The organism is Arthrobacter sp. FW306-2-2C-D06B (genome assembly GCF_021789175.1).
In the GTDB taxonomy this organism is placed as follows: Bacteria; Actinomycetota; Actinomycetes; order Actinomycetales; family Micrococcaceae; genus Arthrobacter.
Genome location: NZ_CP084560.1, coordinates 316,905 through 339,859 on the forward strand (window position 1 = coordinate 316,905; position 22,955 = coordinate 339,859).

The 22,955-nt window shown below is 64.7% G+C and carries 22 protein-coding genes; 10 read left to right on the forward strand and 12 right to left on the reverse strand.

The window, feature by feature from the left end:
• Nucleotides 1-27 precede the first annotated feature (27 nt).
• The gene (locus LFT47_RS01560) at nt 28-1,086 is read left to right on the forward strand and encodes a LacI family DNA-binding transcriptional regulator (RefSeq protein ID WP_236814453.1); all 1,059 of its coding nucleotides are present in this window, start codon (nt 28-30) and stop codon (nt 1,084-1,086) included.
• Between the two features lie 59 nt (nt 1,087-1,145).
• Here the strand turns inward: LFT47_RS01560 and LFT47_RS01565 are convergent, their stop codons facing one another.
• The 5 genes from LFT47_RS01565 to LFT47_RS01585 form a co-directional block, all read right to left on the reverse strand.
• Nucleotides 1,146-2,015 (reverse strand): hypothetical protein, encoded by an 870-nt coding sequence (locus tag LFT47_RS01565; RefSeq protein ID WP_236814455.1) that lies wholly within the window; start codon nt 2,013-2,015, stop codon nt 1,146-1,148.
• A gap of 32 nt (nt 2,016-2,047) precedes the next feature.
• Complete coding sequence (locus LFT47_RS01570; protein ID WP_236814458.1) at nt 2,048-2,854, reverse strand: exodeoxyribonuclease III; 807 nt, start codon at nt 2,852-2,854, stop codon at nt 2,048-2,050.
• A gap of 63 nt (nt 2,855-2,917) precedes the next feature.
• Complete coding sequence (locus LFT47_RS01575) at nt 2,918-3,484, reverse strand: HdeD family acid-resistance protein (protein ID WP_236814460.1); 567 nt, start codon at nt 3,482-3,484, stop codon at nt 2,918-2,920.
• A 153-nt stretch (nt 3,485-3,637) separates the two neighbouring features.
• Nucleotides 3,638-4,264, reverse strand: a complete 627-nt coding sequence (locus LFT47_RS01580; RefSeq protein ID WP_236814462.1) for a response regulator — start codon at nt 4,262-4,264, stop codon at nt 3,638-3,640.
• The gene (locus tag LFT47_RS01585) at nt 4,261-5,484 is read right to left on the reverse strand and encodes a sensor histidine kinase (protein WP_236818255.1); all 1,224 of its coding nucleotides are present in this window, start codon (nt 5,482-5,484) and stop codon (nt 4,261-4,263) included. The genes LFT47_RS01580 and LFT47_RS01585 overlap by 4 nt, the downstream gene beginning before the upstream one ends.
• 163 nt (nt 5,485-5,647) lie before the next feature.
• On the opposite strand from LFT47_RS01585, the gene LFT47_RS01590 reads away from it, so the two are divergent.
• On the forward strand, nt 5,648-6,208 hold the full coding sequence (locus tag LFT47_RS01590) for a GlcG/HbpS family heme-binding protein (protein ID WP_236814464.1): 561 nt from the start codon (nt 5,648-5,650) through the stop codon (nt 6,206-6,208).
• An 89-nt stretch (nt 6,209-6,297) separates the two neighbouring features.
• Here LFT47_RS01590 and LFT47_RS01595 read toward each other — a convergent pair whose 3' ends face one another.
• Genes LFT47_RS01595 through LFT47_RS01605 form a run of 3 tightly spaced genes read right to left on the reverse strand, consistent with a single transcriptional unit; the run spans nt 6,298 to nt 8,964 of the window.
• Nucleotides 6,298-7,530, reverse strand: a complete 1,233-nt coding sequence (locus LFT47_RS01595) for an acetyl-CoA acetyltransferase (RefSeq protein ID WP_236814466.1) — start codon at nt 7,528-7,530, stop codon at nt 6,298-6,300.
• The gene (locus LFT47_RS01600; RefSeq protein WP_236814468.1) at nt 7,527-8,219 is read right to left on the reverse strand and encodes a CoA transferase subunit B; all 693 of its coding nucleotides are present in this window, start codon (nt 8,217-8,219) and stop codon (nt 7,527-7,529) included. Before LFT47_RS01600 ends, LFT47_RS01595 begins: the two co-directional genes overlap by 4 nt.
• Nucleotides 8,220-8,250: 31 nt before the next feature.
• Nucleotides 8,251-8,964: a CoA transferase subunit A gene (locus LFT47_RS01605; RefSeq protein ID WP_236818257.1), complete on the reverse strand. Its 714-nt coding sequence runs from the start codon at nt 8,962-8,964 to the stop codon at nt 8,251-8,253.
• A 220-nt stretch (nt 8,965-9,184) separates the two neighbouring features.
• On the opposite strand from LFT47_RS01605, the gene LFT47_RS01610 reads away from it, so the two are divergent.
• The 7 genes from LFT47_RS01610 (at nt 9,185) to LFT47_RS01640 (ending at nt 16,741) form a co-directional block, all read left to right on the forward strand.
• On the forward strand, nt 9,185-9,976 hold the full coding sequence (locus LFT47_RS01610; RefSeq protein ID WP_236814471.1) for an IclR family transcriptional regulator: 792 nt from the start codon (nt 9,185-9,187) through the stop codon (nt 9,974-9,976).
• A gap of 214 nt (nt 9,977-10,190) precedes the next feature.
• A complete protein-coding gene (locus tag LFT47_RS01615; protein WP_236814473.1) occupies nt 10,191-10,862 on the forward strand; it encodes a fasciclin domain-containing protein in 672 nt (223 codons plus the stop codon).
• 74 nt (nt 10,863-10,936) lie between these two features.
• The gene (locus tag LFT47_RS01620; RefSeq protein WP_236814475.1) at nt 10,937-12,316 is read left to right on the forward strand and encodes a cryptochrome/photolyase family protein; all 1,380 of its coding nucleotides are present in this window, start codon (nt 10,937-10,939) and stop codon (nt 12,314-12,316) included.
• Between the two features lie 147 nt (nt 12,317-12,463).
• The gene (locus tag LFT47_RS01625) at nt 12,464-13,963 is read left to right on the forward strand and encodes a CoA-acylating methylmalonate-semialdehyde dehydrogenase (protein WP_236814477.1); all 1,500 of its coding nucleotides are present in this window, start codon (nt 12,464-12,466) and stop codon (nt 13,961-13,963) included.
• On the forward strand, nt 13,963-15,009 hold the full coding sequence (locus LFT47_RS01630) for an enoyl-CoA hydratase/isomerase family protein (protein WP_236814478.1): 1,047 nt from the start codon (nt 13,963-13,965) through the stop codon (nt 15,007-15,009). The genes LFT47_RS01625 and LFT47_RS01630 overlap by 1 nt, the downstream gene beginning before the upstream one ends.
• Complete coding sequence (gene mmsB, locus LFT47_RS01635; RefSeq protein ID WP_236814480.1) at nt 15,002-15,922, forward strand: 3-hydroxyisobutyrate dehydrogenase; 921 nt, start codon at nt 15,002-15,004, stop codon at nt 15,920-15,922. The genes LFT47_RS01630 and mmsB overlap by 8 nt, the downstream gene beginning before the upstream one ends.
• Before the next feature lie 39 nt (nt 15,923-15,961).
• Entirely contained in the window at nt 15,962-16,741 is a 780-nt protein-coding gene (locus tag LFT47_RS01640) for an enoyl-CoA hydratase (RefSeq protein ID WP_236814482.1), read from the forward strand.
• Nucleotides 16,742-16,865: 124 nt separating this feature from the next.
• Here LFT47_RS01640 and LFT47_RS01645 read toward each other — a convergent pair whose 3' ends face one another.
• The 4 genes from LFT47_RS01645 to LFT47_RS01660 form a co-directional block, all read right to left on the reverse strand.
• Nucleotides 16,866-17,372, reverse strand: a complete 507-nt coding sequence (locus tag LFT47_RS01645; RefSeq protein ID WP_236818259.1) for a MarR family winged helix-turn-helix transcriptional regulator — start codon at nt 17,370-17,372, stop codon at nt 16,866-16,868.
• 26 nt (nt 17,373-17,398) lie between these two features.
• Nucleotides 17,399-19,129, reverse strand: coding sequence for an AMP-binding protein (locus LFT47_RS01650; protein ID WP_236814484.1), 1,731 nt, complete (start codon nt 19,127-19,129; stop codon nt 17,399-17,401).
• 246 nt (nt 19,130-19,375) lie between these two features.
• Nucleotides 19,376-20,197, reverse strand: a complete 822-nt coding sequence (nadE, locus tag LFT47_RS01655) for an ammonia-dependent NAD(+) synthetase (protein ID WP_236814486.1) — start codon at nt 20,195-20,197, stop codon at nt 19,376-19,378.
• A gap of 185 nt (nt 20,198-20,382) precedes the next feature.
• Nucleotides 20,383-21,405, reverse strand: a complete 1,023-nt coding sequence (locus tag LFT47_RS01660) for a LacI family DNA-binding transcriptional regulator (protein WP_236814487.1) — start codon at nt 21,403-21,405, stop codon at nt 20,383-20,385.
• 184 nt (nt 21,406-21,589) lie between these two features.
• Between LFT47_RS01660 and LFT47_RS01665 the strand changes: the two genes are divergently transcribed.
• A complete protein-coding gene (locus LFT47_RS01665) occupies nt 21,590-22,945 on the forward strand; it encodes an ABC transporter substrate-binding protein (RefSeq protein WP_236814489.1) in 1,356 nt (451 codons plus the stop codon).
• Nucleotides 22,946-22,955 lie beyond the last annotated feature (10 nt).

A 22,955-nucleotide genomic window follows, 5' to 3' on the forward strand; every position in this document is an offset into this window, starting at 1 on the left:
CCGCACGGATTCCTTGAGGGGGCTTGAGTGGCAAAAACGAGTGAACGGTCCCAGCGTGGCGGCCACGCAGGAGCCAGCATTGAAGACGTCGCGCAGGCCGCAGGCGTTTCCACCGCCACCGTTTCCCGCGCAGTGCGCGGCCTTCCCAGGGTGTCTCCTGCCACCCGGGAAAAGATCCTCCGGGTTGCCGGAGAGCTTGGGTATGTGGCGTCGTCGTCCGCTTCGGGACTTGCCACCGGCCGCACCAGGACGATCGGTGTCCTGGCACCTTATGTGGACCGTTGGTTCTTCTTCAAGGCGATCGAGGGCGTGGACCGCGAGCTCCACGCCCGCGGCTACAACCTGTCCCTGTTCAACCTGGGGGGCCAGCGCGGAGCGCGGGAACGGCTCTTCAGCAAGACGATGGTCTATAAGCAGATCGACGCACTCCTGGTCCTCTGCATGTCCCTGACGCCCGAGGAAATCGCCGATCTCCAAAGGATCGAAATCCCCTTGGTGATTGTCGGCGGCCCGGTGGAGGATTGCCCCAGCATCGGCATCGACGATTACGCTGCCTCAGTGGAAGCCACCATGCATCTGTTGAACCTCGGCCACCGGGAGATCGCGCTGCTGCATGGCCAGGACGATTCGGACCTGAACTTCACTGTCCCACGATTGCGCGTTGATGGCTTCACGGATGCCATGACGAGCGCGGGCTTTTCCATGCCTCCGGAATGGGACATTTTCGGAAACTTCACGGTGGGCAGCGGCCAGGAAGCGTTCGACGAGCTTTGGAGCAAGCCCGGGCCTAAACCGACGGCGATCTTCTGCGCTTCCGATGAAATGGCCATGGGAGCCATGTTGCAGGCACGGCGCCGTGGCGTCCGTGTACCGGAGGAGTTGTCCATCATCGGCATTGACAACCATGAATTCGCCGAGGCCATGGGCCTGACAACCGTGGCCCAGGACCCCGTCGAACAAGGCCAACTTGGTACGCGCATGCTGTTGGACGAATTGGCCGGTGCCGCAGGTTCCGTGCGCTCCATGAAAGCAGCCCACCGGCTGATCGTCCGCGAAACCACCGGTCCGCCTCGCCCCAAGGGCTAACTCGCCCAGAACGCCGAGAGCCAGGAGCCAAGAACCCCAGGAGCTAGGAAGCCCGGGAGCTAGGAAGCCCGGGCCAGCTGCCTGATGGGGATCCAGCGGGAAGCCAGCCGGCGATATGCCGCGGCCGCTCCCGTCATATCGCCCTCGGCCAGGCATTCGATGCCGAGCCTGACGTCCATGGGCGACTCGTCCGGGTACACCTTGTCCGCCACGGCTCCGTAGTCCAGCTCGACCATTGACTGCACATGGAACAACTCGAGCCACTCGGTGAGCTGGGTGAGGTCGTCCAGCATGTCAAGGTCCGGGGCAGCGAGGGCCAGGTTGGCTACCGCAAAGCGTGCCCGGTCCAAGGCATCCGTCAGGGAGGCCCAGACCCTCACTGTCAGGATGCGTCCGCCGGATTCCACGACATCCTTGCGGTCCGACTCCTGAAACAGGGAGAACCAGCTGAAGGGGATGCCCCAAGTCGAGGCCCGCGTGTGCACGCGTTTCGCGTCGTGGCTGGCGTTGATACGGTCGATGCGAGCCTGGTGGCGGTCGCGCTGGTCCACGGGGATGAGCAGGTCCGCGAGCGGTCCATGGATACCTTCCATGAGGGCGTTGGCCGCCAATCCTGCCCGGATGACCAGTTGGCTGGGGCAGTAAAGCAGCCGCCCGGCGTCGGGGTCGTTCCGGTCTCCGGACGGAATCCTGGTGATGCGGACCAGATCGGTGCTGCCGGTGGGGAAAGGGTCCCCGCCTTTGCGGGTGACCCGTCCGAGGGACGCGAGCAGCTCGGCATTTTCGACCGCGGCCCGCGAACCGCTGCGGGTGCCGCTCGCCACGAGCTGCTGCCGCTGGTCCTCGGGGAATGCCTCAAGCGGTTCGTAGACGCGCAACGCTGAAGAGAAGGGCAGCCCTGCTTGGCTCCCGTATAGCTTTCCGCTCATCGCGGGCCCGCCTCCTCCGTCATTGTTCCTACTCAGTCCGTAAGCTCCACGATGACGGGAGCGTGGTCCGAGGCGCCCTTGCCCTTGCGTTCCTCGCGGTCGATCGAGGCCCCGGTGACGCGGGCGGCCAGCGCGGGGGAGGCCATGACGAAGTCGATGCGCATGCCTTCCTTCTTGGGGAACCGCAGCTGCGTGTAGTCCCAGTAGGTGTACACGCCGGGACCCGGGGTGTAGGCGCGCGCGACGTCGGTGAAACCGGCGGCTTCGAACCCCCGGAAGGCCTCGCGCTCGGGTTCGCTGACGTGGGTGAGCGCGTTCGCCCGGAAGTAATCGATGTCCCAGACATCCTCGTCCAGCGGGGCGATGTTCCAGTCGCCCATGAGGGCCACCTGGGTCTCGGGGTTCTCTGTGATCCAGCCGGCGGCGTGGCCCTTCAGGGTCTCGAGCCACTTGAGCTTGTACGGCATGTGTTCGTCGTCCAGGGAACGGCCGTTGGGAACGTACAGGCTCCACACCCGGACCCCGCCACACGTAGCGGCAATGGCGCGGGCTTCCTGGACGGGGTCCTTGCCGGCCTTTCCGAAGGCGGGCTGGTCAACAAAGGTGCGCTCGACGTCGTCGAGCCCTACACGCGAGGCGATCGCCACGCCGTTCCATTGGCTCAGGCCGAAGTGGGCAACCTCGTAGCCCATGCGCTCGAAGAGTTCCCACGGGAAGTTGTCGTCCTTGCACTTGGTTTCCTGCATCGCGAGGACGTCGCAGTCACTGCGCTGCAGCCAGGCCTCGACGCGGTCGGCACGTGCGCGGAGCGAATTTACATTCCAGGTAGCTATCTTCACAGCCACTAACTTACCGAACTTGGGACCTGGCGCATCCCTTCGCCGCAGATTGCTGCCGCAGGGCTAATGGGCGAGCATCACCGAAGAAGAGGCACGCCTGCGGAGCTTGATGCCGGAGGCGATCAACAAAACGCCACTGACCGCGGCGTATGTCGCGAGCAGAGCCACCACGCCCAGGAATCCCGCTCCCGGATTGACGAGCACAAAGAGCCCGAACAAAGTGGTGACCAACGCCGTCAACATCCAGATCCACCAAGCCCTGACCGTCGTCCTGGTGTCCATGGCAAGGATGATCTGCGAAATGCCGAGGACCAGGGCCCATGCTCCTATGAGGACGCCCAATGCCGCTGCGGTGATGCCCGGCCACGAAACGGCCACGATGCCGGTCGCGACGGAGATGAAGCCGCCGATCAGGCTCCAGCGGGAGTGCCGCGCGGGGTCGTAGAAGTAGTGGGCCATATTGGTGAGCCCGTCCGTCATGGCGAAGACGCCGAACACGTAGACGAGGGCAAACACCGTGGCGACCGGCAGGGAAGCGACCAGGAAGGCCAGGAGGAGGGCCAATGCTCCCCGGAAGATAAGCGCGGTTCCCGAATGCTGGAACAACTTGCGTCCTGCGGTGTCGGACATAGGGTCAGTGTAGACCCGGCGCGGTAGCTGGTGAAGGGGGCGCTGGAACTCCCCACCTTTGGGCCTGAAGCCCGACGGCGGCCCGCGTCACTGCGGGGGCCGCCGCCGGCGTCGGGCGTCAAAAGCGGGGAGTTTCAGTGGGGCCGCCGAACCCTAACGCATCCCCTCGCGGCGGATGGCCACCGCAATCGCGGCCGCTCGTGTCTCGACGCCGAGCTTGGCGTAGATGTGGGCTAGATGCGTTTTGACCGTGGCCTCGGAGATGAACAGCCTTTTGCCGAGCTCGCGGTTGCTGAGCCCTTGAATGAGGAGGCTGAGGAGTTCGGCTTCGCGCGGGGTGAGGACCTCGTCCGGGTTACGCAATTGCTGGAACAACCTGCTGGCCACGGGTGCGCTCATGACGCTCTTGCCTTGAGCCGCGCCCCGGACCGCCGCGAAGATCTCCTCCGGCGCGGCGTCCTTGAGCACGTAACCCATGGCACCTGCGTCCACAGCCCTCACGATGTCGGCATCGGAATCATACGTGGTGAACACCAATACGGCTTGCTGCTTGCTCGCTTGGCGCAGGAACTTGATCGCCTCGATTCCGTCCATGCCCTGGCCCATGGCGAGGTCCATCATGACGACGTCGGCCGGGTGCTGGTGCGCTGCCGCGAGGGCTTCCTCGCCGGATGCCGCTTCGGCGACGACGGTGATGTCCGGCTGGGTGCCGAGCAAGGCCTTGAGTCCACTGCGGACCACCAAATGGTCATCCACGAGCAGGACCGAAATGGGGTTCATGGACTGTCCTTCTGGCTGGGCACCTGGTTTGACTGGCTGGGTTCTGTATCGGGTAGAGGCAGTTGTGCGGCTACGACGGTTCCCTCTCCGGGGGAGCTCTCCACCGAAAGTACCCCGCCGAGTTGTTCCACCCGCTGACGCATGGCCCGCAGACCGTAGCCTCCCTTTTCCGACGGCGGTGGTACCGCAATGGGATCAAAGCCACGGCCGTCGTCGAACACGTCAAGCGTGACCGCCCCGGGAAGGAAGCCCAGCGTCAAACTGGCCTGTCCAGCCTCGGCGTGGAGTTTGATGTTGGCTGCCGCGCTTTGGGTCACGCGCATCAGGGCATGGCGGACCTCGGCGGGTACCGGGCGGAGATCTCCGGTGACGTGGAGGATCACGGAATCGAGGTACTGGCGGGCGGCCTGTTCGAGGGCCTGGGGCAATGGTCCGTTCTCCAGCCCGGGGGCGGAAAGTTCGTGGACCAAGCTGCGGGTGTCGGCCAGGTTCTGCCGTAGGAGGGTCCCGGCCTTCTGCACCTCCGCTTGCGCTCCCTCTTCAGGCCACGAGCGTTGCGCGGCTTCGAGCAGGAGCAGGCTACTGGCAAGGCCTTGCGTGATGGTGTCGTGGATTTCCCGCGAAACACGTTCGCGCTCCGCCGCGATCCCGGCTGCGCGTTCGCTGACGGCGAGGCGTTCCTGCGCCAGGGAGACGTCGGCATGGAGTTGGCGTTGCAGCGCGCCGTCGTGCTCAATTCTGTCGTAGATGAGCGTGAGCAGAACCGCTGCGGCTATGGGCCCGAGCAGCATGGCCGTATCGGTGTCGCCGCTGAGGCGGAACAGCCCGATGGCCGTGGCAATTGCCGTCAAGCCCCCGGCCAGATAGGCGATCCAACCGCTGAAGGCCGCGCGGGAAAGGAAAAACACCGCGAAGGAGCACCACGCAAAACTCGGTGCGGCAATGACAAGCACAGCCCATGCGAGAACCAGCGCAACCATCCACAACAGCCACGGCTGGCGCCGTTTGGCCAGCACCGCCACTACGGAATAGAGGACGCACACTGAGGCAGCCAGGGCTACTATCCAAAGGTTGTCGGCCAGGCTGTGCCGCAGGACGTAGCGCACGCCGGATGCCACCATAAGCACGGCGAAGCTGAGGTGGACCACTGCGTCGATCCGGCCCAAGGTGGGGCGGAAGGCAGCGGGACGTGGGGCCGCCCAGTTCGGAGATGCCGGCATTCTTCCCATGCTAGGCGCCTTCCGGCCGAGGGTCTCTCCGTCTTTTGGCTGATACCAGGACCCGAAGGGATGAGGCCAGGGGAGACGGGTGCCGGATGTGCGGAGGAAGCCCGGCCGGAAGCATGGAACTGTACCCGTTCCCGACCCCCCCCGGAGGACCACCATGAAGAAGTCCAACAAGATCTTTGCCGCCGCTGCCGCAGGAGCCTTGCTCCTGACCGGCGGGGCAACTGCCGTCGCAAATGCCATGACGCTGGCCGCTGCCAAAACCGCGACGGCCGCCGTCGACGTCAATCCGTCGGCCGACAATGTTGTCCCTCAGAACCGCATCACCGTCGGTGCATCCAGCCAGGCAGTCAGCGCCGCCTTGGCGAAGTGCCAGGCCGACAAGCTTCCGTTCGTCACCGTTGCGCTCGTGGATCGCTTTGGGACGGTCCAGGCGTTGCTCCGCGGCGACAACGCTGCAGAACACACCATCGAGGCCGCCAAGCAGAAGGCCTACACCGCAGCCGCCTTCGGTGCGCCCACCAGCGAACTTGCCAAGCGAATCAACGGCAACGGCCCGTCGATCGCCGACCTTCCGGGCACCCTCTTCCTCCCCGGCGGAGTGCCGCTCAAGGTGAACGGCGTGTCAGTGGCGGGGATCGGCGTCGGCGGCGCACCGGACGGTGCCCTGGATGAAGCCTGCGCGGCGGCTGGTGCGGCGGTGCTTGCGGCGAAGTAAGGAATTCGAGGGGCGGCCCCTGCCCCGCCCGCTTCGCGGTGCCCACCACACCCGGGCGAGGGGCCGCCCCTCGAACAATCAGTTAGTCCTTAGATCGACTCCAAAACGGAGACATAGTTCGCGATGCCTACGCCGCCCATGTTCTGCACGGCTCCGCGGCGGGCGTTGGGAAGTTGCATGGCTCCGGCGGTGCCCGTGAGCTGCATGGCCGCGATGACGTGCTGCGACACGCCGGTTGCGCCAACGGGGTGGCCCTTGGCCTTGAGTCCGCCCGACACATTGATGGGCAGCTTGCCGTCCTTGTAGACCCACCCTTCCTGCACCGCCCGGGAGCCTTCGCCGCTCGGCGTCAGTCCCATGGCTTCGTACATGATCAATTCGGCGATTGTGAAGCAATCGTGCACCTCGGCGAAATCCAGTCCGTCGATCCCGACGCCGGCCATCCCCAGCGCGCGCCGCCAGGACACCCTCGTCGCTGCGAACTCCGTGGGGTCGCGGAGCTCCGCCGGGAAGAAGTCGTTCGCGTGCCCGAAGCCCGCGAGCCGCACGGGTTCTGTAGCAGCGCCCGACGCCGGGCCCCGGGAAAGCACGACGGCGGCGGCGCCGTCGGACACGGGGGAGCAGTCGGTGCGGCGCAGCGGCTCGGCAACCATGGGATTCTTCTCGGAAACCGTCCGGCAGAACTCCTCGCCGAAGTCCCGGTGCATCTGCGCGTAAGGGTTGTCCATGCCGTTGCGGTGGTTCTTGGCGGCGATGGATCCAAGGATGTCGCCCAGGCCGCCGGCAAAACCAGGGCGTTCGAGGCCAGAACCATGAATGCCAGCGCCGTAGCGCTTTTCGTAGTGCTTGGCCACCTCGGCGAACAACCCCGTGAAACCGGTGGTGGAGGCCTTGCCCGCCATTTCGTAGGACGCTCCCAGAAGGGCTGCGCCTACAACGTCGGCTCCCGCGTTGGTCATTTTTTCAGCCCCGATCACCAGGACGTTGCGGGCAGTGCCGGCCAAGACAGACTTCACGCCTTGCTGGAACGCCGCGGAACCGGAAGCGCATGCGTTTTCGGTTCGCGTTGCGGGCACATTGGCCAGGTCCTCGGACAGCTGCAGGGCCAACGAGGACGTGAAGCCCAGGGGCTGCATGCCTGAGTTGAACTGGCCGAGGTAGATCTCGTCAATGTCCCGCGGCTCAAAGCCGGAGTTCCGGATGGCCTCCGCGGACACCTGGACGATCAAGGACTCCAGCGTCTCGTCCGTGAGTTTGCCGAACTTGCTGTGTCCCCAGCCGGTGAGGAGGACATCTTTGCCGAACTGGTCTTTCAGGCTCATGCTGTTGCTCCTTCGAGAGCGGAGGTGGTTTCCAACGCGACGTCGAACGCTGCGTCGGTCTTATCGCGGAGTTCCTCCACGGTGACCCCGGGGGCGAGGCGGGTAAGGGTGAGCTGCCGCCCGCCGTCTGTTTCTTGTACGTTCCGCACAAGGTCAAACACCGCGAGGTCACTGACAATCCGGTCCACCACCCCCAGTCCGGTCAGCGGCAGGGTGCATTCCCGGACGATCTTGGCGCTCCCGTCCTTGGCATTGTGCTCGGTGAGGACCACGACGCGCGGGGTGCCGGCCACCAGGTCCATGGCGCCGCCCATGCCCTTGACCATCTTTCCCGGAATGGTCCAATTGGCGAGGTCGCCATTGCCGGAAACCTGCATGGCGCCGAGGATGGCAACCTTGACGTGTCCGCCGCGGATCATGCCGAAAGACGTCGCGGAGTCGAAGATGCTGCCGCCGGGCAGGACCGTGACGGTCTGCTTGCCGGCGTTGATGAGGTCGGCGTCTTCCTCGCCCTCGTAGGGGAAAGGTCCCATGCCGAGGAGGCCATTCTCGCTTTGCAGGACAACCCGCACGCCGTCGGGCAGGTTGTTGGCAACGAGGGTGGGAATGCCGATGCCGAGGTTGACGTAATCGCCGTCGTTGAGTTCCTGGGCCGCAATGGCGGCCATTTCGTCGCGGGTCCATGCCATGGTGGTGCTCCTTCGCTGGGGATGTGTGCGGTCAGGCCAGGGCTTCAGTGCGGGGCCGGACGGTGCGCTGCTCAATGTCCTTGATGCGGCCGCTCGTCTGGACCAGCCGTTGGACGTAGACGCCGGGGGTCACGATATGGTTCGGATCGAGCTCGCCCGGCCGCACGATCATTTCGGCCTCGGCGATGGTCACGATTCCCGCCGTCGCCACCACAGGGTTGAAATTCCGGGCCGTGTAGCGGTAGATCAGGTTGCCGTCCGTGTCCGCGGTGTGCGCGTGGACCAGTGCGACGTCGGCGACGATCCCGCGCTCGCGGACGTAGGTGACGCCGTCGAACTCTTCGAGCGGCTTGCCCTCGGCAACCAGGGTTCCGACGCCGGTCCGCGTGTAGAAGGCGGGGATGCCGGCACCACCGGCGCGGAGCCGCTCGGCCAAGGTGCCCTGGGGGGCGAATTCGACCTCGAGCCGGCCGGAGAGGTACTGCTCGGCGAAGAGTTTGTTCTCACCCACGTACGAGGCGATGACCTTGCGGACCTGGCCGGTTTCGATCAGGACGCCAAGCCCCTTGCCGTCGATGCCCATGTTGTTGGAGACCACGGTCAGATCCTTGACGCCCGAATCGCGGACGGCGTCGATCAGGTCCGCGGGGATGCCACTGAGCCCGAAGCCGCCGACGGCGATCGTCTGGCCGTCGCGCAGGACGTCCTGTAGTGCAGCGGCTGCGCTGGGCTGGATTTTGGCCATGGCGTTGTCCTCGTCTTTGAGTAGGGTCACTCAGCGGATATCCACGTTGTGGACACTGTGGTGAGTAAGTCGTCTGGCTGGTCGTTTGGCAAGGAGCATATGGTGGCCGGACGCGGAGGGTCAACGGCACCGCACGGCCATTAGGGCTGAACTCGCACAGTGTGGACGCTAGTCTTGGAAGTGTCCACATTGTGGAGGAAATCTTTGGAGAGGGGTAGCGTTGCCAACTCAGCAGCCGCAAACCAAGCCAGTCCAGGGCGCCCAAGTCGTCGCTCGGGTCGCCGCGCTCCTCCGGCTCGTGGGGCGCAAGCCGGAGGGCATGTCCATCGCTGGCCTGGTCCGCGAGTCCGGACTAACCCGCCCTACGGTGCACCGCTTGCTGGCGTCCCTCGCCGCCGAAGGCCTGCTGGACCACGACCAGCGGACCGGCAACTGGATCCTGGGGCCCGAGATTTTCCTGCTGGGGTCGGTGGCGGCGGCACGGTTCCCGTTTGAGGACTTGGCCCGGCCCAGCCTGCGCCGCCTGGCCGAGGAGAGCGGGGAAAGCGCCTTCTATTCCATCCGTCGTGGCCACGAAACCGTGTGCGTGCTCCGAGAGGAAGGCAGCTTTCCGGTGCGTTCGTTCGTCTTGCACGAGGGCGTCAGGTTCCCGCTCGGCGTAGCGTCGGCCGGCACGGCAATCATGGCCTTCCTGCCGGATGAAGAACAGGAAACGATCCTGTCCGGCTGGGAACGGCATGCGGGGGACTTCGCCGCTGGCCATACCGAGAGTGTGGTGCGCCGGAACCTTGCGCGGACCCGAATGGCCGGGTACTCGGTGAATCCCGGTTTGGTCCTCGAGGGCAGCTGGGGAATGGCGGCCGCTGTCTTCGACCAGCTGGGCCGGCCAATCGGTGCATTGTCTCTCACAGGCATTGAGCCGCGGTTCCGTCCTGAACGCCAGGAATTCCTCGGCAAGTTGCTGATGGAAGAAGCGCACCGGATGAGCCCCGCAAGAACCGACCACCTTTGAGTCGGAACGTGGGCACCCATGCCGCGATCCGGCGTCGGGGGCTGTCAAAACTGGTCGGTTCTTGAGGAGCGCCAAATTAAGTTTTGAAGATCTACCCATCCACCCGGCCCGCACCTCCGAATAGCTGGCATAAGGACTTAGCCCGCAAGGGTGAAGTGCTTTCACGCCGGAATCAACCGGCACCGAATGTCAGTCCGTTTGAAGGAGAAATGTCATGCTTGCTACAAAGCGCACGTCTTTTGCGATCGCCGGTCTCGCTGCTTCGGCCCTGCTGGGCCTCACTGCTTGTGGCGGCTCCGCTTCCACGGCTTCACCGTCGTCGGCCGCTCCGAGCTCGTCGTCCACCATGGCGGCGACCCCCTCCGCCTCGGCAAGTGCCGCGATGGACCCGACCAAAGACCTGGTCGGCCCGGGCTGCGCAGGTTACGCCTCCCAGGTTCCCAGCGGCGCAGGTTCGGTTGCCGGCATGGCACTCGACCCCGTAGCCGTGGCCGCTTCCAACAACCCGTTGCTCAAGACCCTGACGGCCGCGGTGTCCGGCAAGCTGAACCCCAAGGTGAACCTGGTGGACACGCTTAACGGCAGCCAGTTCACCGTCTTCGCCCCTGTGGATAGCGCCTTCGCCAAGGTCCCCGCCGCCACCATCGACACCCTCAAGACGGACGATGCCCTCCTGAGCAAGATCCTCACTTACCACGTCATCCCCGGCCAGCTGACCCCGGACCAGATCGTGGGCACCCACAAGACGGTTGAGGGCGACTCCGTAACCGTTACGGGAACCAAGGACGCACTCAAGGTTGACGGAGGCTCTGCCGTGATCTGCGGTGGCGTCCACACCGCCAACGCCACGGTGTACCTGGTTGACTCCGTCCTGATGCCGAAGTAGATCCCAGTACAGGTCATGCCCCTTAGGATTCGACTTAAGGGGCATGACCTTTGCGCGAAATTCGAGGGGGATGAGTGAAACCGTCGATCGTGTGGTTCCGGGACGACCTCCGGGCCACGGACAACCCGGCGCTGCGGGCGGCAGCCGACGACGGTGCCGCCGTCGCGCTCTATGTCCTCGACCAGGAATCACCTGGGATCAGGCCGCCCGGCGGCGCCTCCCGCTGGTGGCTGCATCATTCCCTGCTTGCCCTTCGCGAAGACCTTGCCGCCCTGGGTGTTCCGCTCTTGCTGCGCCGCGGACCGGCGGCGGAAATCGTCCGGGAAACCGCGACGGCGATGGGTTCCGGATCGCTGTACTGGAACCGCCGTTACGGCGAGCCGGAGCGAATGCTCGACGCCGGCATCAAGACCTGGGCGCGTGAATCCGGGATGCACACGGAGAGTTTCCAGGCCTCCCTGCTGCACGAGCCGTGGGACGTGACCACGAAGCAAGGCGGACCCTTCAAAGTCTTCACGCCATTTTGGCGGACCGTGTCCGGGATGGATTTCCGTGAACCGCTGGAGGCTCCGGAACCGGGCCGGGGATTCTCCGGCCGGCTCCCTGGGTCCGAGGAATTGGACACGTGGGGATTGCTGCCGCGAAACCCCGACTGGTCGGCCGGATTATCCGAAAGCTGGCAGCCGGGTTCGGCCCAGGCGCATGAGCTTCTTGACGACTTCGTGTCGGACGGGCTCGCGGACTATTCGGTGAACAGGGACCGTCCTGATCTGCCGGGCGGCAGCCGCTTGTCGCCCTTCTTGCGGTGGGGGCAACTCAGCCCGTTCGAGGTATGGCATGCCCAGCAACGCCGGCGTCGGGAACTGGGCGACGGCGCAGCTGTCTTTGCCTCGGAACTCGGGTGGCGTGAATTCTGCTGGCACCAGTACTTCCATCGTCCGGACCTGGCATCGGCCAATTTGCGGCCCGGTTTCGACCACTATCCGTGGGCTTGGCCGGGTGGTCAGGGTGATGACTCCCAGGAAGCCGTAAATCTCCTTCGCGCGTGGCAGCAGGGCCGCACCGGTTTCCCCATGGTGGACGCGGGCCAGCGGCAATTGTGGCATACAGGATGGATGCACAACCGGGTCCGCATGGTTTCCGCCAGTCTCTTGGTCAAGAACCTCGGCATCCATTGGCAAGTGGGCGAGCAATGGTTCTGGGACACCTTGGTGGATGCCGATCCTGCCTCGAATCCTGCGAACTGGCAGTGGGTTGCAGGTTCCGGCGCGGACGCCTCGCCCTTCTTCAGGATCTTCAACCCGGAGACCCAGGCCAAGAAATTCGATCCCCACGGCGGCTACGTCGGCCGGTGGATCCCGGAACTGTCCACGGCGGACTATCCGGAGCCGGTGGTGGACCTTAAAGCCTCGCGCCGGGAAGCGCTGGATGCCTACGGCTCGCTGCCTCGCTGAGCGGGCTCACCTGAGGGCCGCAGCCGAAGTGCTCTAGAAATTAGTAGGAAGTCCGAGTATATTCGGGATCAAAGACGTCCCGGAGCGCAGTTGGACATGTGCCTTCGAGGCCGATGGCGGGCATTCCCCTATGCAAAGGAGCATTCCATGGTGCGCGAACTTTCCCACTACATTGACGGCCAAAGAGTCGACGGGACCTCTCCACGATTCAGCGACGTCTACAATCCCTGCACCGGCGAGGTTCAGGCACGGCTTCCCCTGGCCAGTGCTGACGAGGTCAGGAACGCCATTGCGAGCGCGGAGAAAGGCCAGCTCGAATGGGGCGCCATGAACCCGCAGCGCCGCGGCCGGATCCTGCTGAAGTTCGTGGACCTGGTCAACGAACACATGGACGAACTGGCTACGCTCCTTTCCTCCGAGCACGGCAAGACCTTCCCGGATGCCAAAGGCGACATCCAGCGTGGCATCGAGGTGGTGGAGTTCGCCGCCGGTGCCCCGCACTTGCTCAAGGGTGAATTCTCGGACAACGCCGGCACGGGAATCGACGTCCACTCACTGCGCCAGCCCCTTGGGGTGGTCGCGGGCATTACGCCCTTCAACTTCCCGGCCATGATTCCACTCTGGAAGTCCGGCCCCGCCCTGGCTGCGGGCAATGCCTTCATCCTCAAGCCTTCGGAGCGCGACCCGTCCGTGCCGCTGCGCCTGGCAGAACTTTTCACCGAAGCGGGATTGCCGGACGGCGTCTTCAACGTCATCAACGGCGACAAGGAAGCAGTGGATACCCTCCTTGAGGATCCGCGGGTGAAGGCCATCGGTTTCGTCGGAAGCACGCCGATTGCACAGTACATTTACGCGACGGCCGCGGCCCACGGGAAGCGCGCCCAGTGCTTTGGCGGCGCCAAGAACCACATGGTGATCATGCCCGACGCCGATCTCGACATGGCCGCGGATGCCCTCATCGGTGCCGGGTTCGGCTCCGCCGGGGAGCGTTGCATGGCGATCTCGGTGGCTGTGCCTGTTGGCCAGGAGACAGCGGACCAGCTCGTCTCCAAGCTGCAGGACCGCATCAAGGGCCTGAAGGTGGGTCCCAGCCTGGCCGCGGATTCGGACTTCGGACCTGTAGTGGCCGCCTCGGCGAAACATCGTATCGAGGGGTACATCCAAGCGGGCGTGGACCAAGGCGCCACGCTCGTCACCGATGGACGCGACCTGAAGGTGGACGGCTACGCCGGAGGCTTCTGGGTTGGCCCGACCCTCTTCGACAACGTCACGAAGGACATGTCCATCTACAAGGAGGAGATCTTCGGCCCGGTCCTGAGCATCCTCCGCGCAGCCGACTACGAAGAAGCGCTGCGGCTCTGCTCCGAGCACGAGTTCGGCAACGGCGTCGCGATCTTCACCCGCGACGGCGACGCCGCCCGCGACTTCGCGAGCCGCGTCGAAGTGGGCATGGTGGGCATCAACGTTCCCATTCCGGTTCCGATCGCCTACTACACCTTCGGCGGCTGGAAGGCCTCGGGCTTCGGCGACCTCAACCAGCACGGCGCGGATGCCTTCCGCTTCTACACCAAGACCAAGACGGTCACCACGCGCTGGCCCTCGGGCATCCGCCAGGGCGCCAGCTTCGTGATGCCGGCCGGCAGCTAATGGCCGAGGTCCTGTTCGAGAAGCGCGGCCACCTGGGCGTCATCACGCTGAACCGACCCAAGGCCGTCAACGCGCTCACCGCCGGGATGGTGCACGCGATGCTGGAGCAACTCACTGCCTGGGCGGACGACGACGCCGTCAAGACGGTCTTGGTGCACGGCTCCGGGGACCGGGGACTCTGCGCCGGTGGGGACATCGTGGCGATCTACGACGACATCCTGCGCCGCGGGGACCGGACCGCGGACTTCTGGGCTGCGGAATACCGCTTGAACTCGCTCATTGCCCGGTACCCGAAGCCTTACGTGGCCTTCATGGACGGGCTCGTCCTCGGTGGCGGGGTCGGGATCTCAGCCCACGGTTCCGTCCGCGTGGTCACCGAGCGGACCCGCACCGGCATGCCGGAAACCACCATTGGTTTTGTGCCCGACGTCGGCGGGACCCTTCTGCTGTCCCGCTCACCGGGCGAGTCTGGTACCCACGCAGCCCTCACGGGCGCCCACCTAAGCGGGGCTGACGCCCTGTTCCTGGGGCTCGCGGACCACTTCGTGCCGTCCGAAAGCCTGCCCGCGCTCGCGGAAGCGCTGGAAAGCTCGACGGCGGAGGCCGCCGTCGAGCGCTTCGCGCAGGAACCGCCGGCCTCGGCACTGTCCGGCCAGCGGGAGTGGATCGATGACGCCTATGCTTCCGACGACGCCGAGGAAATCGTCGCCAGGCTGCGCGGCGCCGGCGGGGACGCCGCTGCAGCCGCGGTCACGATCGAGGCGAAGTCGCCTACAGCCGTGAAAGTCACCCTGGAATCGCTGCGGCGCGTCAGGGGGCTCTCGCTCGAGGAGGCGTTGGAGCAGGAATACCGTGTTGGCGTGCGGTGCCTGTCCGGGCCGGATTTTCGCGAGGGGATCCGAGCGCAAGTAGTGGACAAGGACCGCAACCCGCAATGGAAGCCAGCTTCCCTGGCGGAGGTGTCGCCGGCCGCCGTCGAGGGCTTCTTCGCATCGCTAGGCGACCGTGAACTCAAACTTCATTCAAAGGAGTCCGACCATGTCTGACGCAGTTTCCGGCACCATCGCTTTCCTCGGCCTTGGCCACATGGGCGGTCCTATGGCTGTGAACCTTGTCAAAGCAGGGCATCAAGTGGTCGCGTACGATCCCGTGCCGGCAGCGCTTGAGGCAGCCCGCGAACACGGCATCGCTACGATGGATTCCGCTCCGGAGGCCGTTGCCGGCGCCTCCGTTGTCCTGACCATGCTGCCCAGCGGCAAGCATGTCCTTGACGCCTACCGGGGAGTGGACGGAGCGCCGGGCCTGCTCTCGGTGGCTGCGCCGAACACACTGTTCCTGGACTGCTCCACCATCAACGTCGACGAGGCCCGCGAGGCCGCGGCCATTGCCTTGGAAGCCGGCCACCGCTCCGTGGACGCGCCCGTTTCCGGAGGCGTAGTGGGTGCCGAAGCCGGAACCCTGACCTTCATGGTGGGGGCCCTGCCCGAGGACTTCGAAACAGTGAAGCCGATCCTGGAACTCATGGGCCGGAGGATCGTGCACTGCGGCGACCACGGAGCCGGGCAAGCCGCCAAGGTCTGCAACAACATGATCCTGGGAGTGTCCATGATTGCCGTCAGCGAGGCATTCGTCCTGGGTGAGAAGCTGGGACTGACGCACCAGGCGTTGTTCGACGTTGCCTCCAACGCCTCGGGGCAGTGCTGGGCGCTGACCACCAACTGCCCGGTTCCCGGACCGGTCCCCACGAGCCCGGCCAACCGCGACTACCAGCCCGGATTCGCCGGAGCGCTCATGGCGAAGGACCTCCGGCTCGCGGTCAACGCGCTGGAGAGCACCGGAGTCGATGGGCAAATGGGGCACTTGGCATCGCAGATTTACGACGCCTTCGCTGCCGAAGGCGGGGCCGGGCGCGACTTCTCCGGCATCATCACGGACATCCGGGACAAGTCTGCCAAGTAGCCTTGGCGGGTAGGTCAGTTACGACAAAAGGGGCACGGCTTGGCGCAGCAGTACGAAAACATCCTGGTGGAACTCCGTGGACGGGTGGGCTTGGTGACCCTGAACCGGCCCAAGGCGCTCAACGCGTTGAACCAGGCCACCATGAATGAGATCGTGGCCGCCGTGTCGGACATGGATGCGAATCCCGCGGTGGGCGCCGTGGTGATCACCGGATCGGAGAAGGCCTTCGCGGCCGGCGCCGACATCAAGGAGATGGCATCCAAGGGATACATGGAAATGTACGCCGCCGACTGGTTCCGCGCCTGGGAAAACCTCACGCGGCTGCGCATACCCGTGATTGCCGCGGTGTCCGGCTTTGCCCTGGGTGGAGGCTGCGAACTTGCCATGATGTGCGATTTCATCGTTGCCGGGGACAACGCCAAGTTCGGCCAACCGGAAATCAACCTCGGTGTCATTCCGGGCATGGGCGGCTCGCAACGGCTGACCCGCGCCGTGGGCAAGGCCAAAGCGATGGACATGGTCCTCACTGGGCGATTCATGGACGCCGAGGAAGCCGAGCGGGCGGGACTCGTTTCCCGAGTCGTGCCGGCCGACTCCGTGGTGGAGGAGGCTTTGAAGGCCGCCGAAGTGATCGCGTCGAGGTCCAAACCGGTTGCCATGGTGGCCAAGGAAGCCGTCAACGCAGCCTTCGAAACCGGCCTGTCCCAGGGCGTTTTGTTTGAGCGCCGGATCTTCCACTCATTGTTCGCCACCGAGGACCAAAAGGAAGGCATGGCAGCGTTCACCGAGAAGCGCCAGCCGGAGTTCAAGCACCGCTGACCCATCGATTGCTCCCCACCGGCACCCTAACCTCGCAAGCTCGGCCAGGGAACCCTGCCGGCGTGGGCCCAGGGCCGTTTTGAGGGCTCAAAACGGCACTTACTCAGCAACGGATGGCTGGGGATCAGTCCGTAAAGTCGCCCGCGGCCTTGCGGAAGTCTCCCAGTACGCGGATCAGGTGCTCGACGTCTTCGTCCCCGAAGCCGGACTGGCCGAACACCTCGTTGTTGAGTGCCGTCGTCGCGCGCTTCGCGAGGGTGCGGCCCTCCGCGGTGAGCTCGATCAGCGTGGTGCGCCCGTCGGTGGGGTGCGGGGAGCGGACTACGAGGGCTGCCTTTTCGAGGCGGTCGACGGCGTTCGTCACCGACGTCGGATGCACCTGGAGAAGCGCACTGGCTTTGTTCATGGGCAACGCGCCGCTGCGGGCGAAACTCAGCAGGGCCAGGAGTTCGTAGCGCGCGAAGGTCAGTCCGTACGGCTTCAACACGCCCTCGATCCGCGCCAACAGGATCTGCTGCGTGCGCATGATCGCGGTGATGGCCGCCATGGGTGCGGCGACTTCGCCCCAGCCGTGGCGTTCCCAGTTTCGCTGGGCGTCGGCGATGGGGTCGCGGGGGAGCGGGCTGCCCACGGTTCCTCCTGACATTGATTGGCTGCCTATTCTTTCAGACTCGGGAACTCGTCCTCGGTGTACTCGACACCCAGGCCGGCAGCCAGCGGACCATCGCCGTGACGGGCCACCTCCGTGCCTCGAAGTTCGACACGGCGGATCTTGCCGGAAATCGTCTTGGGCAATTCGCCGAATTCGAGCCGACGGATGCGCTTGAACGGTGCCAGGTGCTGCCGGCAGTATCTGAGGATGTCTTCGGCCACGGCTGGACCGGGCTCGTAGCCGGCGGCGAGCACCACGAAGGCTTTGGGCACCGAGAGCTTGACCGGATCCGGAGAAGGCACGACGGCGGCTTCCGCCACTGCGGGGTGTTCGATCAGGACGCTCTCGAGTTCGAAAGGGGACAGTCGGTAGTCGGAGGACTTGAAGACGTCGTCGCCGCGGCCCACGTAGGTGATAACGCCGTTCCCGTCCCGGCTGGCCATGTCGCCCGTGTGGTAGTAACCGTCACGGAAAGCCTCGGCCGTCTTCTCCGGGTCGCCGAAGTAGGACTTCATGAGCCCTACAGGGCGAGGGTCCAAGCGTAAGCACAGCTCGCCGTCGTCGGCCTCTTCGCCCGTGGTTGGGTCAACAAGCACCACGTCGTAGCCGGGCAGCGGGCGTCCCATCGAGCCGGTCTTGACCGGCTGCCCCGGGGTGTTGGCGACCTGGACGGTTGACTCGGTCTGGCCGAAACCGTCGCGGATGGTCTGGCCCCAGGCCCTTTCCACTTGGCCGATCACCTCGGCGTTGAGCGGCTCGCCCGCCGAAACAACCTTCGTGGGCGGCGTTTTGAGCAGGGTCAGGTCCGCCTGGATGAGCATGCGCCAGACGGTGGGCGGGGCGCAGAAACTCGTGACGCCTTCGCGGCCCATCTGGTCCATGAGGGCCTTGGCATCGAAACGATCGTAGTTGTAGACGAAGACGCAGGCCTCGGCGATCCACGGCGTGAAAACGTTGGACCATGCGTGCTTTGCCCAGCCGGGGGAAGCCACGTTGAGGTGGACGTCTCCGGGTTCCAGCCCGATCCAATACATCGTGGAGAGGTGCCCCACCGGGTACGAGGTGTGGGTGTGCTCCACCAGTTTGGCGCGCGACGTGGTGCCCGAAGTGAAGTAGAGGAGCATGGTCTCATCGGCGGCGGTGGGGGCATCCGGCACGAACACGGTCTCCGCGGAATCCGACTCGGCGTACTGAAGGGCATCTGGGGTCTGGTGGCCAGCCGGGCCGCCGTCGCCCACTTCAATGAGGGTGTAACCGCCCGGCACCTCGGCGAACTTGGCTATGTTGGCGCTCCCGACGGCGGCCCAGCGGGCACCGCCGCGCTCCACGCGATCCGTGATGTCGCGAGGACCCATGAGCGTGGTGGTGGGGATCAGGACCACGCCGAGTTTGATCCCGGCGAGCATGAGTTCCCACAGTTCAACTTGGTTGCCGAGCATGATGATCATGCGGTCGCCACGGCGGACGCCCTTGGCACGGAGCCAGTTGGCAAGCTGCGAGGATCGTGCGGAAAGATCGGCGAAGCTGCGACGGGTGGAGCTGCCGTCCTGCTCGACGATGACCAGCGCAGGATTGTTGGCCTTGGCGGGATCTGCCGCGATCTGGTCGAACCAGTCGAGGGCGAAGTTGAACTCGCTGAAGCGGGGCCACTGGAACTCGTTGTGTGCGCGGGAGTAGTCGGTGCGCAGCTCGAGGAGCCGGTCGCGGGCTGCACGGAAGTCGTCGGTGACTGTCATTGTCTGCCTTTCGCCCTGCGTGAATGGGTCAGCGCGGACCTGGAACCAGCTGGCCGTGTGATCCGCCTCACTGCAATATACTAGGACATCCAAGGGTTTGGAAGAGGCGGTGGGGGCTGCGTCGCGTCACGCCGGGCACACTTTTGCGGGATCACGACGGCGACGCCCCCGCCACGGCGCGGCAGACCGCCGTCGTGCGCTGCAAAAGTCGCTCAGCGTGACGGTGGCGCCCTGTTTAGGGGACTGTTACTTCCACCATGTGTCGAAAATCGTGACAGGAACAGTGCGCTTGTGCCGGGTGCGCAGGTACTTCTGTTCGATGGTCTCTGCCACCTCGTCCGAGACTTCCCGGCCTTCGAGGTAGTCGTCGATCTGGTCGTACTTGATGCCGAGCTCGTCCTCGTCGGTGCGGCCGGGCTTGCCGTCCAGGAGGTCGGCCGTGGGGACCTTGTCCCAAATGCGGGACGGGGCGCCCAGCTCGGCGAGGAGTGCGCGGTTCTGCCGTTTGTTGAGGCCGAAGAGCGGCAGGATGTCCGCGCCGCCGTCGCCGAATTTGGTGAAGAACCCGGTGACGGATTCGGCCCCGTGGTCGGTGCCGATCACCAGGTAGTTGTGCTCGCCGGCCAGGGCGTACTGGGCGGTCATGCGGGCCCGGGCCTTCGTGTTGCCCTTGTGGAAATCCGAGATGCGCGCCCCCGTGGTCTTTTCGAACTCATCCTCGAAACCGTCGACTGCCCGGGAAATGTTGAAAGTCCATTCCGTCTTGGCCTGGATAAAGTCGAGCGCGGCTTGGGCGTCGTCCTCATCGTGTTGGGTGCCATAGGGGAGCCTGACGGCCACGAAATTCGCCTCGACGCCCTCGGCCTCAAGCTCTTCGACCGCCAGCTGGGCAAGTCGACCGGCGAGGGAAGAGTCGAGTCCGCCGGAAATACCCAGGACAAAGCCCTTCGTATGCGTGGCCTTGAGGTATTCCTTCAGGAACGTGACGCGTTTACGGACCTCCCCGGCAGGGTCGATCCGGGGCTGGACGCCCATTTCCGCAATGATCGTGGCCTGGAGTGTGCGCATGTCCCCAACACTAGTAACCAGCACTTGAAACACTCAACTGTGTCACTTCCCGTGTTGTGGCCCGGAACGTCTGTCCCCGCCCAACTGACTCGCAGTTGTTGTCGTTATGAGGCTCCAAAACGACAACAAATGCGAGCTAGTTGGGCGGCCCGGGCTGGTTCTGAATGGGCGCGCCCGCGGCCCATTCAGCGCACCGGAGCGAGCCCCGTCGATGCCCGGACTGTGAGGTGCGTGGGCATGACGGCCAAGCGCCGGCTGGTGCCGCCGTATTGGGGATTCAGCCGGGACAGGAGCATGGAGACGGCCACGCGCCCGGCTTGTTCAATGGGCGACGCCATGGTGGTCAGCGGAGGGTTGCAGAAATCGGCCCCGAAGATATCGTCGCAACCGACGATGCTCATGTCGTCGGGCACCCGGATGCCGCGTTCGCGCAGGCGCTGCAGCATCCCGATGGCCAGCAGGTCATTGAAGACGATGCACGCGGTGGCCCCCGTGTGCACCGCCGCGTCCGCTGCGGCCGCGCCGGATGTGGTCTTGGGCGCGAACGGTCCCACGCTGAATGTGGTCAGTTTCCGTTCGGTGGTTTCGTCCTGGAACGCTTGCCACCGTTTGGCATTGGACCAGGAGGTGGCCGGGCCTCCGACGAAGCAAATCCTTGTGTGCCCCAGCGAGACGAGATGTTCGAGCGCCTGGATGATGGCCGACGGCGTATCGATCACCACGGTGGGTGCAATTGCCGGAGCCCGGTTGATGGTGACCAAGGGCTGTTGTGCCGCCGCCTCGGCCAGTTGTGCGTCCGTCAGGCGGGATGCTGCAAGGATGAAACCGTCTGCCGAGCGGCGCATTTTCTGCAGTGCGTCTGCCTCCATCTCCGCTGACTCTTCGGTGTCTACGAGCAGTTGCGTGTAGCCAGCGGCCTTCAACTGGTGCTGCGCCCCGCGGATGATGTCGAAGTAGAACGGATTGGTGATGTCCGGAACCAGGACGGCAACGGTCTGGGTGCGTCCGGAGCTGAGCCCCCGGGCCTGGGAACTTGGAATGTAGTTCAATTGCGCGGCCGCTTCTTCGATCCGCTCGCGCGTCACACGGTTCACCCTCCCGGGATTGCTCAGGGCCCTCGAGACGGTTGACGTTGCCACTCCCGCGAGTTCCGCGACGTCGCGGATTGTGGGCTGCTTGCCCGGTGACTGGAGCTGGAGTTCTGCCATCGTCTAGGTGTTCCTCATCTGCCGCAGCCTCTCAACAATGAGTGACTTGTCCCACAATTGCAGCACTGATGACAATTTTTGGCAATCGCTTGTCATCGCTGTTTCCCGTGCCTAGACTCGGAGCAATCACCCGATGTGACGCGCACCACGCCAATGAGGCCATCGGGCTCCAGGGAGGAAAACAATGAAGTTTGCATCGTCCGCCAAATTTGCCGCTGTTGCCCTAACAGCAGCCCTAGCTTTGACCGCCTGCGGAGGCGGCAGCACCAGCTCCGGGGGGAGCACCGGACCCGTTGACGGAAAGGGCAAGAAGTTGAGCGTCCTGGTCAACTCCAGCGCCGCCTATCCCGCCCAGCAGAAGCAATGGTTCACCGACATTGCGGCCAAGTTCAAGGCGCAGACCGGTGCCGACATCCAATTCGAAACCTTCGCTTCGGCCAACGATGAACTGACCCGCATCCAGACGTCCGTCGTCTCCGGACAGGGACCCGACGTCTACAGCCTCGGTACCACCTTCACGCCCACCGCGTATGCAACCAAGGCGTTCGTGACGTTGTCCGACGACGACTGGAAAAAAGTAGGCGGGAAAGACAAGTTCAACCAGGCTGCCCTTGGAATTTCCGGCCCGGACGCCCAGCACCAAGCGGGCATTCCCTTTGTCAGCCGGCCGTTCGTGATGGCCTACAACAAGGACATCCTGAAAGCGGCCGGGATCGACAAGCCCGCCACCAGCTGGGACGAGCTTGCAACACAGGCCAAGAAGATGACCGATCCGTCCACGGGCACCTTCGGCCTCGCCACGGGCTACAAGGACAGCTTTGACCCCTGGAAGTTCATCTGGGCCATGTCAGTCCAGGCAGGAAACCCGCTCGTGGACGGCAAAACGCTCAAGCTTGACGACCCGGCCGTCAAGAAAGCCTATGAAACCTACTTCGGCTGGCTTACCAAGGACAAGGTAGTCGATCCGGCTTCCATCGGGTGGAGCAACAGCAATGCCGTTGCCGCCTTTGCCTCGGGCAAGGCTGGATACCTCATGATGACGACATCGAGTTCCCTCCCGACTCTCGACAAGTCGGCTGTCGCGGGAAAGTACGCCTACACGGCCATGCCGACGACGGCCCCGGGCCAGTCGTCTCCGCAGGGCGATGCCGCGAATGCGGCCAGCATCCTGTCCGGTGACAACGTGGTTGTTGCCGACTACTCGAAGCAGAAGGACCTTGCCTTCGCTTACGTCAACCTGATCACGTCCAAGGACGAGCAGTTGAACTACCAGAAGATCTTCGGAGACCTGCCGGCCAACGCCGAAGCCCTGAAGGCTTTGAACAACCCTGTCCTCCAACCGGTTGCCGACACCGCGGCGAAGTCCAAGGCCACGCCGTTCACCGGAGCTTGGGGCGACATCCAGCTCGCTCTCCTCAACGTAGTGGTCCAGTCGATCCCCGATCTCTCCAAGGGTTCCGTGGACGACTCCAGCCTCCAGGCGCGCCTCAAGGACGCACAATCCAAGGGCCAGGCCTCACTTGACCGGGCATCGAAGTAAGTAGGAACTG

Coding starts and splice junctions, on each gene's coding strand:
- LFT47_RS01565 (WP_236814455.1), bottom strand. CDS start 2,015: ATGAGCGGAAAGCTATACGGGAGCCAAGCAGGGCTGCCCTTCTCTTCA.
- LFT47_RS01575 (WP_236814460.1), bottom strand. CDS start 3,484: ATGTCCGACACCGCAGGACGCAAGTTGTTCCAGCATTCGGGAACCGCG.
- LFT47_RS01580 (WP_236814462.1), bottom strand. CDS start 4,264: ATGAACCCCATTTCGGTCCTGCTCGTGGATGACCATTTGGTGGTCCGC.
- LFT47_RS01585 (WP_236818255.1), bottom strand. CDS start 5,484: ATGCCGGCATCTCCGAACTGGGCGGCCCCACGTCCCGCTGCCTTCCGC.
- LFT47_RS01590 (WP_236814464.1), top strand. CDS start 5,648: ATGAAGAAGTCCAACAAGATCTTTGCCGCCGCTGCCGCAGGAGCCTTG.
- LFT47_RS01595 (WP_236814466.1), bottom strand. CDS start 7,530: ATGAGCCTGAAAGACCAGTTCGGCAAAGATGTCCTCCTCACCGGCTGG.
- LFT47_RS01600 (WP_236814468.1), bottom strand. CDS start 8,219: ATGGCATGGACCCGCGACGAAATGGCCGCCATTGCGGCCCAGGAACTC.
- LFT47_RS01605 (WP_236818257.1), bottom strand. CDS start 8,964: ATGGCCAAAATCCAGCCCAGCGCAGCCGCTGCACTACAGGACGTCCTG.
- LFT47_RS01615 (WP_236814473.1), top strand. CDS start 10,191: ATGCTTGCTACAAAGCGCACGTCTTTTGCGATCGCCGGTCTCGCTGCT.
- LFT47_RS01625 (WP_236814477.1), top strand. CDS start 12,464: ATGGTGCGCGAACTTTCCCACTACATTGACGGCCAAAGAGTCGACGGG.
- LFT47_RS01630 (WP_236814478.1), top strand. CDS start 13,963: ATGGCCGAGGTCCTGTTCGAGAAGCGCGGCCACCTGGGCGTCATCACG.
- mmsB (WP_236814480.1), top strand. CDS start 15,002: ATGTCTGACGCAGTTTCCGGCACCATCGCTTTCCTCGGCCTTGGCCAC.
- LFT47_RS01650 (WP_236814484.1), bottom strand. CDS start 19,129: ATGACAGTCACCGACGACTTCCGTGCAGCCCGCGACCGGCTCCTCGAG.
- nadE (WP_236814486.1), bottom strand. CDS start 20,197: ATGCGCACACTCCAGGCCACGATCATTGCGGAAATGGGCGTCCAGCCC.
- LFT47_RS01660 (WP_236814487.1), bottom strand. CDS start 21,405: ATGGCAGAACTCCAGCTCCAGTCACCGGGCAAGCAGCCCACAATCCGC.
- LFT47_RS01665 (WP_236814489.1), top strand. CDS start 21,590: ATGAAGTTTGCATCGTCCGCCAAATTTGCCGCTGTTGCCCTAACAGCA.